General features: G+C 74.1%; 10 protein-coding genes. All 10 read right to left on the bottom strand.

What is annotated here, in order from left to right; translation table 11 throughout:
• Positions 1–9: 9 nt before the first annotated feature.
• Positions 10–1,467 carry an alkaline phosphatase family protein gene (locus ACULK2_RS02725; protein WP_445970140.1) on the bottom strand — a complete coding sequence of 486 codons (1,458 nt, stop codon included), beginning with the start codon at positions 1,465–1,467 and terminating at the stop codon, positions 10–12.
• Positions 1,464–2,588 carry a metabolite traffic protein EboE gene (eboE, locus tag ACULK2_RS02720; RefSeq protein ID WP_445970141.1) on the bottom strand — a complete coding sequence of 375 codons (1,125 nt, stop codon included), beginning with the start codon at positions 2,586–2,588 and terminating at the stop codon, positions 1,464–1,466. The genes ACULK2_RS02725 and eboE overlap by 4 nt, the downstream gene beginning before the upstream one ends.
• A gap of 2 nt (positions 2,589–2,590) precedes the next feature.
• Positions 2,591–3,481: a TatD family hydrolase gene (locus ACULK2_RS02715; RefSeq protein ID WP_445970142.1), complete on the bottom strand. Its 891-nt coding sequence runs from the start codon at positions 3,479–3,481 to the stop codon at positions 2,591–2,593.
• Positions 3,482–3,483: 2 nt separating this feature from the next.
• A complete protein-coding gene (locus ACULK2_RS02710; protein WP_445970143.1) occupies positions 3,484–4,077 on the bottom strand; it encodes an EboA domain-containing protein in 594 nt (197 codons plus the stop codon).
• Complete coding sequence (locus ACULK2_RS02705; RefSeq protein ID WP_445970144.1) at positions 4,074–4,952, bottom strand: sugar phosphate isomerase/epimerase family protein; 879 nt, start codon at positions 4,950–4,952, stop codon at positions 4,074–4,076. Before ACULK2_RS02705 ends, ACULK2_RS02710 begins: the two co-directional genes overlap by 4 nt.
• Positions 4,949–5,815 carry an SCO3242 family prenyltransferase gene (locus tag ACULK2_RS02700; RefSeq protein ID WP_445970145.1) on the bottom strand — a complete coding sequence of 289 codons (867 nt, stop codon included), beginning with the start codon at positions 5,813–5,815 and terminating at the stop codon, positions 4,949–4,951. The genes ACULK2_RS02705 and ACULK2_RS02700 overlap by 4 nt, the downstream gene beginning before the upstream one ends.
• Position 5,816: 1 nt before the next feature.
• Positions 5,817–6,998 carry an inositol-3-phosphate synthase gene (locus ACULK2_RS02695; protein WP_445970146.1) on the bottom strand — a complete coding sequence of 394 codons (1,182 nt, stop codon included), beginning with the start codon at positions 6,996–6,998 and terminating at the stop codon, positions 5,817–5,819.
• A 130-nt stretch (positions 6,999–7,128) separates the two neighbouring features.
• Positions 7,129–8,316 (bottom strand): polyprenyl synthetase family protein, encoded by a 1,188-nt coding sequence (locus ACULK2_RS02690; protein ID WP_445970147.1) that lies wholly within the window; start codon positions 8,314–8,316, stop codon positions 7,129–7,131.
• Between the two features lie 58 nt (positions 8,317–8,374).
• The gene (locus ACULK2_RS02685) at positions 8,375–9,568 is read right to left on the bottom strand and encodes a Gfo/Idh/MocA family protein (RefSeq protein WP_445970148.1); all 1,194 of its coding nucleotides are present in this window, start codon (positions 9,566–9,568) and stop codon (positions 8,375–8,377) included.
• Between the two features lie 73 nt (positions 9,569–9,641).
• Complete coding sequence (locus ACULK2_RS02680; protein WP_501044950.1) at positions 9,642–10,649, bottom strand: substrate-binding domain-containing protein; 1,008 nt, start codon at positions 10,647–10,649, stop codon at positions 9,642–9,644.
• Between the last annotated feature and the right edge of the window lie 37 nt (positions 10,650–10,686).

Here is a 10,686-nt window from a genome sequence, read left to right as displayed (position 1 = left end):
GTTCGGTGGTCATCGGGGCGCGACACGGTCGCGCTCGGTGGGGTGCGGCATCCGCTCGTCGGCGAGGCCCTGCGCACGGAGGACGAGGTCGCGGACCTCGGTCGCGTGGACGCGGTCGGACGCGCCGTCGAGGAACGCCGGGTCGGAGCTCAGCAGCAGCGGGGTGTCGGCCTTCGAGTCGGGCAGGCGCCCGTGCGTGCCGCGCACGCACGACGGGTCGAGCGGCACGGTGCTCATCGCGTACCGCAGACCGAGCGTCTTGCGTACGAGGTTGCCGGCGGCCCTGGCCTTCGCGAGCCGGTCGGCGGGGTCGAAGAACAGCTCGGCCGGGTCGTAACCGGGCTTGCGGTGGATGTCGACGCCGCGGGCGTACTCGGGAGCCGCGTCGTCGTCGAGCCAGAAGTAGTAGGTGAACCACGCGCCGGGTTCGGCCACCGCGACCAGCTCGCCCGAGCGGGCGTGGTCGAGGCCGTACCTGGCCTGCGCGTCGCGGTCGAGGACCTCGTCGACGCCGTCGAGGTCGCGGAGGACCGCTGCCGCGCGCGGCACGTCGGCCGGGTCGGCGACGTAGACGTGCGCGACCTGGTGATCGGCGACCGCGAACGCGCGCGAGGTCCACGGATCGAGCTGCTCGCGACCGTCCTGCACGTAGACCTCGAGCAGGCCCTCGCGGCGCAGCGCCCGATTGACGTCCACGGGCCGGTCGGCCCTGGCGATGCCGTACTCGGCGAGGGCCACGACGGTGACGCCCTGGGCGTCGGCCCGGTCGAGCAGCGGCGCCATGGCGGCGTCGAGCTCGGCCGCCGCGCGGGCGGCCTCGGGTGCGTCGGGACCGAAGCGCTGGTGGTCGTAGTCGAGGTGGGGCAGGTACGCCATGGTGAGGTCGGGCGCGCCGGGACCGCCGCGGCCGCCGACGACACCGTCGAGCACGCGGCGGGTCGCCTCCACGATCCACTGCGTCGATCGGATCGATGCCGTCGGCCCCCAGTACTGGAAGAGCGGGAACTCGCCGAGCTCCTCGCGCAACTCCCCGTGCAGGCCCGGCGGGCGGGCGTAGAAGTCGGGCGACTTGCGACCGTCGGCGTGGTAGATCGGCCGCGGGGTGACCGTGAGGTCGGTCGTCGCGCCCATCGCGTACCACCAGCCGAGGTTCGCGCTGGTGTACGCGCCGCCGCTCCGGGCTCGTGCGGTCTCCCACAGCTTCTCGCCCTCGACGAGCCGGTTGTGCTGCCGCCACAGCAGCACGTCGCCGAGCCCGCGGAAGTACCATCCGTTGCCCACGATGCCGTGGCCCGAGGGCATGCGTCCCGTGAGCACCGAGGACTGCACCGAGCAGGTCACCGCGGGCAGGACCGTTCCGAGCTCCGCGCGGGAGCCGTGCGCGGCCAGCCGCGACAGGCGCGGCATGTGCCGGAGCGCGTCGGCGGTGAGGCCGACCACGTCGAGGAGGAGCACCGGCCGGGTCATGCGGGCTGCCCCGCCCGCTCGAACAGCTCGGCCGCAGCCCAGCGCAGTTCCGCGGCGATGCCCTCCACGAGGTCGACCCCGGGCCCGGGCAGGACCGACCACGTGTACGTCTCGACGTCGACGTGCAGCTGGGCGACCGGCTGCACATCGCGGACCGCGCCGAGCGCGGCGCGCAGCACGTCGACCGTCGAGGAGAGCGGCGGCTCCGGCTCGAGGTGGAGCGGCACGTGGAAGTGCACCCGCCACGGCGCCGTCGCCGGCAGCCCGTCGAGCGCCTCCGGCAGGTCGTCGACCCGGAGGACGCCGTCGGCCGCGTCCTCGCGGACCTGGTGGAGGTAGCGGTCCTCGCGGTATTCCGCCACCGCGCGCCGCGCGTCCGGCGCACCGGGGTGCTCGACGTGCAGCGCCGCGGATGCCTGCACCTTGACGATCCGGATGCCGGCCGCCGCGATGCGCTCGACCTCGGCGCGCGGGTCGGCGAACGAGACGGCGAGGTGGCAGGTGTCGAGGCAGATGCCGACGTGCTCGAGGTCGACCCGGTCGCGGTGCTCCGAGAGCCATGCGACCGTGTCGGCGACGTCGTCGAGCACGCACCCCGGCTCGGGTTCGATGGCGAGCCGGATGACGCGTCCGGTCTCGGCGCGGATGGCGCGGAGCTCGGCGCAGAGCGCGCCGAGCGCGACGACCGCGGCGGCGTCGGCCGCGGCATCCCACCCCTCGCGCCACCCGAGCGGCAGCGTCGAGATGCTGCCCTCTGCTCCCGGCGGCAGGAGGGCGGCGAGGACGCGGGCCGCGTCGATCGTGTACTCCAGTCGCGCCGGGTCGGTCCAGTCGGGGCGGTACACGCCGAGCTTCACGACCTCGGCGTGGAAGGCCTCGTACGGGAAGGCGTTCAGCGTGCGCACCTCGAGGCCCTCGTCGTCGAGCGCCCCACGGAGCCGCTCGCGGGCGGCGGGCTCGGTCGCGAGCCGCGCCGCGAGCGGTGCGGGCAGCCACAGCCCGACGCCGAGCACGTCGAGGCCGGCCGCGCGCCGGATCGGGCCGGCCGCGGTGCGGAGCTGGGCGACGACGCCGTCGAGGTCCTCCGCGGGGTGCACGTTGGTGCAGTAGGAGAGGTGCATGCTCAGACCGCCTCCGCCGCCGGGACCGACGCGACGCCGCGGAGGATCGAGTTGCCCTGGAACAGCTCGGCCTCCGCGCCGAGCTCGAAGCCGGGCAGCGGCGAGACGTCGAGCCGTCCGCTCTGCCCGTAGAAGGCGACCGGGTTCTGCCACAGCACGCCGTCGACGTCGGACTCCGAGAAGCCGGCCTCGAGCATGGCCCGGCCGGTCTTCGCCGTCAGCAGCGGGTCGGAGCGCCCCCAGTCCGCCGCGGAGTTCACGAGCATCCGCTCGGTGCCGAGGCGCTGGAGGATCGCGACCATGCGCTGCGGGTCCATCTTGGTGTCGGGGTAGATGGAGAAGCCCATCCAGCAGCCGCGCTCGGCGGCCAGGTCGACCGTGACCTCGTTCAGGTGGTCGAGCACGACCAGCTCGGGTGCGATCCCGGAGTTCGCGATCGCGTCGAGCGTGCGGCGCGTGCCGTGCTTCTTGTCACGATGCGGCGTGTGCACGACGACGGGCAGGCCGTGGCGCCTCGCGAGCTCGAGGTGCGTCTCGAGGACCTCGTCCTCCTCGGGCGTCATCGAGTCGTAGCCGGTCTCCCCGACCGCGACCACCGACTCGCGGCGGAGGTACCGGTCGAGCTCGGGCAGCACCTCGCGACACCGCGGATCGTTGGCCTCCTTCGGGTTCAGGGCGATCGCCGCGTGATGGCGGATGCCGAACTGCGAGGCGCGGAACCGCTCCCAGCCGGTGATCGCGTCGAAGTAGTCGAGGTAGCTGGTCACGCCGGTCCGCGGCTGGCCGAGCCAGAACGCCGGCTCGACGAGCGCGCGCACCCCGGCGGCGTACATCGCCTCGTAGTCGTCGGTCGTGCGCGAGGTCATGTGGATGTGCGGGTCGAAGATGCGCACGTTCAGCGTCCTTCCGGTCGGGTGGAGCCGGGGGCGTCCCCGGTCGCGTCGGCGGATTCGGGGTCGGGACGGTCGGGTGCGGCGGCGCCGGGCGCGACGCCGACCGAGGGCCGCAGCAGTGCCCGCAGGTCGTCGGGAACGGGTCGGCCGGCGGCCTCGCGCTCCTCGGCGAGGTCCTCGGCCATGCGCGCGAGCTCGTCGTCGGCGCGTTCGTCGAGCCGCGCGACGCCGGCGAGCGGCACGCCCATGAACACGAGCTTCACGACGCCGTGCCGCCAGTCGTGGTCGCCGAGGTGACGGCCGGCGAATGCACCCATCGCGGCCGCGACCAGGCGCGGGTCGTTGCTGCGCAGGGCGTCGCGCACCAGCTCGACGCCGACGTCGCGAACGAGGTCGGGGGCCGGACGTTCCGCCGCGATGTCGTCGAGCACGCCGAGCACGGCGATGCGCTCCTCGGTGTCGCCGCTTCCGTATCGCGCCCTGAGCTCGTCGGTGACGACGACCGCCGGCGCACCCGCCCTGGCGAGCGCCGCCGTCGTGCCGTCCCGCCGGTCGCGGGTGTCGACGCCCGTCGACGTGGTCCCGTTCATGCTCATGCTGCTGCTCCGATCCCCTCGAGCACGTCGTTCAGGCGTGCGATGCTCTCCCGCACCAGGCGCGGCGCCGCGTGCGAGTGCCGCGGCAGTTCGACGGCCGCGACCCCGTCGTAGCCGAGCTCGACGAGCGTGCGGAACGCGAGGTCGAGGTCGAGTTCCCCCGTGCCGAGCTCGAGGTGCTCGTGCGCGTGCGGGAGCATGTCGTCGACCTGCACGTTGACCAGCAGGCGCCCGGCCGCACGGAGTGCGGACTCGACACCGCCCGGCTCGACCACCACGCAGTGGCCGAGGTCGACCGTCACGCCGAACTCGGGCGGGTCGCCGAGGTCGGCCCGGAGACGCAGCGCGTCGCCCACGGTCTCGACGAGCATGCCCGGCTCCGGCTCGAACCCGAGCCGGACGCCGTGCGCCCGCGCTGCGGCGACGACCCGTCGCATCCGTTCGACCAGCCGCTGCCACGCCGTCGTCGCGTCGAGACCCTCGGGCACCACACCCGACCAGAGCGAGACGCAGTCGGCGCCGAGCAGCGCGGCGATCTCGATCGCGCGGACGAGGAACGCCACCCGCTGCCCGGCTTCGGGGTCGTCGTCGAGCAGGTTCGGGCGGTGCTTGCGGAACGCGTCGAGCACGTAGCGCCCGCCCGTCTCGACGACGACGCGGAGCCCGCGGGCCCGGAGGTCGTCGCGCAGGAGCAGCGCGCGCTCGCGCCATCCGTCGGCGAACGGGTCGAGATGCGGGTGGCCGAGCGTCAGCGCGATCGCGCCGTAGCCGCTCGCCTGCACCACGTCGAGGGCGGCGTCCAGCGGATGGTCGGCGAGGCCGTTCGTGCCGTATCCGAGCACGAGCCGCCGCACGGGCGTGGTCGTGGCGGTCACGTGATCTCACGCCCCTTGCCGCCTCGACGCGTCAGCAGGCCGCCGAGTGCGTCGATCGCGAGCAGCACGAGCGCATCGACCGGGCGACCCGCGCGTGCCGTCAGCGCCGCCTGCAGGGGCACCATCGCGAGGATGCCGCGCCGCGTCGCATCCCGCACGACCGGGCCGCTCGGAGTGGCGATCGCGCCGGCCTGCGCCCGGAACGTGGGGAGCGCGTACCGGGCGGCGGCGACCCACGACACGAGGCCCGCGACATCCGTCGTCGGTCGTACGGCCGCGGCCGCCGAGCCGACGGTGACCGCTGCGGCGGCCGTCGCCACCGCCGGATGCGTTCCGTGCACCTCGCCTCGCGCGAGCGCCGTCACGCTCGCGGTGTGCCCGGCCATGACGGCGGCGGGGCGGACCGCGGCTCGCGCATGGTCGCCTCCTGCGCCGAGCAGCACGTCGAGGCCGCGGCAGGCGGCCATCACGATCGGCCCGAGTGCGTTGCGCTTGGCCGAGAGGTCGTACGCCCAGATCGCGGCGGCGAGCGGGACCGCGACGGCGAGCGACGAGCGCCCGCCGGTGAGCCCGGCCACGCCGAGACCGGCCGCGGTGAGCGCGCCGGCCGTCGCGACGGCGGCTCGCCGGGAGACCCGGCCCGAGGGGATGGGCCGCTCCGGACGCTCGAGCCGGTCGAGGTCGGCGTCGGCCGCGTCGTTCAACGCCATCCCGCCCCAGTAGAGCAGGACCGACGCGACGGGCAGGCCGAGCCTGGGCAGCAGTCCGCGACGCCCCGCCGCGGCCATGCCGGCGGTCGCGTCGCCGAGCACGGTCAGGCCGGCGGGCGCCCGGACCAGCTGGAGGAAGGTGGACGCGTCCACCTCAGGCCACCTTCGCCGCGGACCTCCGGACCGCCGTCCGGAGCACCCAGGACACGAGCTCGTCGGACTGCCGGGCGAACGCGTGCTCGTCGCTTCCCCACGGGTCCTTGAAGAAGTAGCCGAGCTCGGCGACGGGCCCGGTGACTCCCGCGCCGTCGGCGAGGGAGAGCAGGCGGGCGAGGTCGATCACGAGCGGCGCCGCGAGCGTCGAGTCGTAGGCGCTCCACGTCGTCTGCAGCGTGACGCGGGTGTCGAGGAAGCCCGCGGCGTGCACGTGGTCCCACGCGGTCTTGAGGTCGCCGAGATCGGGCACGTTGTCGATGTGGAGCGGCGTCACGACGTCGTCGCCGAGGAGGTCGTGCAGGCCGCGGTTCTTCGACGCGAGCTTCGACTGCACCGCCGCCGGGTCGGCGAGGGTCGCACCGTCACCACCGCCGAGGAGGTTCGCGCCCGCCCACGACAGCACCCGCATGCCGCGCGAGGCGAACATCGGCGCGAGCACCGTGCGGAGCAGGGTCTCGCCGGTCTTGCCGTCCTGGCCGGCGATCGGCACGCCCGATTCCGCGGCGAGGCCGCGGAGCGCCGGGATGCCGATCGACAGCGACGGCGTGAAGCAGGCGTAGGGTGCGCCCGCGCCGGCCACGGCGGCGATCGCCGACAGCGTGCTCGACGGCAGCGGCTCGGACGCCGGGTCGTCGAGCGCGGCCTCGAGCGACGCCCGGTCGTGGAATTCGGGTCGATCGGCGGGGAGCGGTTCGGTCGAGGCGACGTCGACGACGACGACGCGGTCGAGACCGTGCCGTTCGCGGAAGTCGCGGATGTCGGCGGCGCGGAGGGCGATCTCGTCGCGCTGGGTGCCGCGCGGGGTGCGGGGGAGGTGACGGAGATCGGCGTCGACCGCGTCGAGCCGCGGGGCGACGGCCTCGACGATGCGGGCGGGCAGCATCCCGCCGGCGGCGAGCCCGCGTGCCCGCTCGACCAGCGGGATGTCGGCGACGTCGTGCCCTCCGACCACCAGGTCGCCGAACGCGGGGAGCGCGACGTCGGCGAACTCGGGGCCGGCCGTGGTGAGGCCGACGGGCTCGGTCAGGCCCTCTGCGAGGGCGGCGAGACCCACGGTCGCGGTGGTCGCGACGCTTCCCCGAGCGCCCACGAACCAGATCCCGGTCCGTCCATCGTTCATCGTCGAACTCCATTCCCTGTGCACCGTTGCGCGTGGGCCGTGGCCCGTCTCGAAGCTAGCCGAGCTTGCACCCGCGGTCAATCAGAAGTTGCGTTGCCATTGGGATAACCCGGCGACAGGTGATCGAAAGTCATGCCGACCGGCCCGGGACGCTCCGGGCGAGCACCCGCAGGTACGCGTCGAACTCGTCGGGGAGGCCCGCCCTGTCGAGCGCCGACACCGCGTGCGCCGCGTGCCGGACGATGCTCGCGCGATGCCGCTCGAGCGCGCCGCTGCCGCGCATGATCGCGCGCACCCGCTCGACCCCGGCGTCGGAGAGGTCGGCGCGGCCGACGTCCCGGTCGAGGTTCGCCCGCTCGGCGGTCGACGCGCCTGCGTAGGCGAGCTGGAGCAGGAAGGTCCGCTTGCCCGAGCGGATGTCGGAGCTCGTCGACTTGCCCGTCAGCGACGGGTCCCCGAACACCGCGAGTTCGTCGTCCATGAACTGGTAGGCGACGCCGAGGTGCCGCCCGTAGTCGGCGAGCGCGGCGAGGGCGGTGGCATCCGCTCGACCCGACGCGATCGCGCCGAGCCGGAGCGGGAGCACGATGCTGTAGCCCGCCGTCTTGAGTTCGGCCGTGAGCGCGGGCCTCGCCGCCTCGGGGGAGGACTCCTCGCCGCGGACGTCCATGAGCTCGCCCGAGATGGCCTGGCGCAGTGCGCCGACGACCTCGCGCACGAGCGCCGAACGGACGGCGTCGCCCACCGGGGCGCCGGCGAGGAGCCCGAGGGACTCGCCGATCGCCAGGTCGCCGGCCAGCAGGGCGGCCGACGCCGCCTGGTGGTCGGGGTCGCCGACCCTGCCGACGCCGCGCAACGCATCGCGCGTCGTGCCGAAGAGGTTCCCGCGGCCGTGGCGGCGGTCGTCCCCGTCGATCAGGTCGTCGTGCACGCACAGGCCGAGGTGCAGCAGCTGCACCGCGGCCCCGAGCGCATCGCAGGCGCGCGGGTCGGTGCCGCCGATGCCGAGATAGGCCGCCGCCGCGAGCCTCGAGCGGAGGTACTTGCCGCCGCGCTGCCCCGCGAGCCGCTCCACGAGCTCCCGCAGTTCGGGCTGGTCGCCGGCGGACGCCGACACCGCCGTCCATGCGGCGGACACCGCGCCGGGCGTGCGCGAGACGGCGGCCTCGACGCGAGCCGCGAGGCCGAGGGTCCCGCGGTCGGCACCGCCGAGCGCATCACGGCCGTCTCCGGCGGCGAGTCCGCCGCCGGAGCCCGGCGCTGCCGGGCTGCCGGCCGCCACGGGATCGCCGAGGCGGACCGAGTCGATCGACGTCATCCCGCTCCTCCCCTTCGTTCGCGGAACCGATCTCGCCGAGCCGTCGGCGGCGGCGGACTCAGTCCGCGCCGCCCCCGACGACGCCCACCCACGCGCCATCCGCCCCGGAGCTCTGCTCGACCGCATCGAGCACCCGCTGCACGTGCAGGCCGTCGGCGAACGACGGGCTCGGGTCGTCGCCGGCGGCGATCGCCTCGACGAAGTCGTGCGCCTGGTGCGCGAAGCCGTGCTCGTACCCGAGCATGTGTCCGGCCGGCCACCATGCCGAGACCCAGGGGTGCTCCGGCTCGGTGACGATGATCGACGTGAACCCCTGCTCGGTGGCGGGGGCCGTGGCGTCGTAGTACTCGATGCGATTGAGGTGCTCGAGGTCGAAGGCGATCGCGCCCTGCGAGCCCGAGACCTCGACGCGCAGCGCGTTCTTGCGACCGGTCGCCATGCGCGTGGCCTCGAACGCGCCGAGGGCTCCCGAGTCGAAGCGCCCGTGGAAGAACGCCGCATCATCGACGGTGACCTCGCCGACGCCCGTCGACGGGGCCGACGACCCGCCCGCGATCGCCCCGGAGGACGACCCGGCGATCGGCCGCTCGCGGACGAAGGTCTCGAGCAGGCCCGAGACCGAGCCCAGGCGGAGACCCGTCATGTACTCGGCCAGGTCGATGGCGTGGGCGCCGATGTCGCCGAGCGCACCGGAGCCGGCGCGGTCCTTCTGCAGCCGCCAGGTCATGGGCGACCCGGGGTCGACCAGCCAGTCCTGCAGGTAGGAGGCGCGCACGTGGCGGATCTCGCCGATCCGCCCCTCGGCGATGAGGTGCCGCGCGAACGCGGTCGCAGGCAGCCGCCGGTAGGTGAAGCCCACCATCGAGCGGATGCCGCGTGCGGCGGCGGCCTCGGCGGCCCGGGTCATCGCCTCGGCCTCGGCCGACGAGTTCGCGAGCGGCTTCTCGCAGAGCACGTGCTTGCCGGCCGCGAGCGCGGCGATCGCGATCTCCGCGTGGCTGTCGCCGGGAGTGACGATGTCGACGATGTCGATGTCGTCGCGCGTGACGACCTCGCGCCAGTCGGTCGCGGACTCGCTCCAGCCCCACTTCTCGGCGGCTGCCGCGGTCCGGACCGGATCTCGACCGACGAGGACGCTCATCGTCGGTTCGGCCGAGAGGTCGAAGAACCGCGGGGCGACGCGCCATCCCTGCGAGTGGGCGGCCCCCATGAATCCGATGCCCACCATTGCGACGCGGAGTCGTTCACGCATGCAGATCGAGCTGCCTTTCTGGTGTAGGGGAGGCTGGGCGCCCCGAGGGGCGCCCAGCCTCGGGTGTTTCAGGTCAGGACTCGAAGGCGAACTGGATGTACTCGTCCACGTTGTCCGCGGTGACGACCGGCGCGTCGAGGACGACCCGGTTCGGCACGCTCGGCGTGTAGAGGTCGCTCATCGTCTTGGCCTGCGCGATCAGCCGGGCCAGCGCGATGCCGTCGGCGGCCTGGGTCGACGGGTAGATGACCGTCGCCTCGAGCACCGAGTCGCCCGACTGGATCTCGCGCATCGCGTTCGCGCTGCCCGCGCCGCCGACCATGAAGAACTCGTCACGACCCGCCGCCTCGATGGCAGCGAGGACGCCGACGCCCTGGTCGTCGTCGTGGTTCCAGATGGCGTCGATCTCCGGCGCAGCCGACAGCAGCTGCGAGGTCACGGCCTCGCCGCCCTGGATGGTGAAGTCGGCCGCGACGCGGTTGGTCACCTCGAGGCCGCAGTCGGAGAGCGCGTCGGCGAAGCCGCGCGAGCGGTCCTGGGTCAGCGGCAGCGAGTCGATGCCGGCGATCTCGGCGACGACCGCGTCATCCTGGCCCTCGAGCCGCTCGCAGATGTACGTGCCGGCCGAGACGCCCATGCCGTAGTTGTCGCCGAGGATCGTCGCCCGGGCCGCGAAGGGGCTCGAGAACTCGCGGTCGACGTTGATGACCGGGATGCCGGCCTCCATCGCCTTGGTCGCGGCCTCGGTCAGCGCCGCACCGTCGGTGGGCAGCAGCACGATGGCGTCGACGCCGTCGTTGACGAAGGTCTCGACCTGGCTGATCTGGAGGTTGGCGTCGTTCGTGCCTTCGGCGACGCGCAGCTCGACGTCGGGGTAGCTGTCGGCAGCGGCGATCGCGGCCGAGTTGATGGCACCGAGCCAGCCGTGGTCGGCCGCCGGACCGGAGAACCCGATGACGACCGTGTCACCCTCCGCCGCGTTCTCCTCGGCGGAGTTCTGGTTCTCGGTGACGTTCGACTCGGTTCCGCCCGCCGTGCAGCCGACCAGCAGGCCGGCGACCGCGAGGGATGCGCCCGCCATGACCAGCATGCGGGCTCGTGAAGTGCGGGTGACACTC

The sequence above is a fragment of the Agromyces molybdatiresistens genome, assembly GCF_052748445.2.
This window is presented reverse-complemented; position numbering and strand designations above follow the sequence as displayed.

Coding starts and splice junctions, on each gene's coding strand:
- ACULK2_RS02725 (WP_445970140.1), bottom strand. CDS start 1,467: ATGACCCGGCCGGTGCTCCTCCTCGACGTGGTCGGCCTCACCGCCGAC.
- eboE (WP_445970141.1), bottom strand. CDS start 2,588: ATGCACCTCTCCTACTGCACCAACGTGCACCCCGCGGAGGACCTCGAC.
- ACULK2_RS02710 (WP_445970143.1), bottom strand. CDS start 4,077: ATGAGCATGAACGGGACCACGTCGACGGGCGTCGACACCCGCGACCGG.
- ACULK2_RS02695 (WP_445970146.1), bottom strand. CDS start 6,998: ATGAACGATGGACGGACCGGGATCTGGTTCGTGGGCGCTCGGGGAAGC.
- ACULK2_RS02690 (WP_445970147.1), bottom strand. CDS start 8,316: ATGACGTCGATCGACTCGGTCCGCCTCGGCGATCCCGTGGCGGCCGGC.
- ACULK2_RS02685 (WP_445970148.1), bottom strand. CDS start 9,568: ATGCGTGAACGACTCCGCGTCGCAATGGTGGGCATCGGATTCATGGGG.
- ACULK2_RS02680 (WP_501044950.1), bottom strand. CDS start 10,649: ATGGCGGGCGCATCCCTCGCGGTCGCCGGCCTGCTGGTCGGCTGCACG.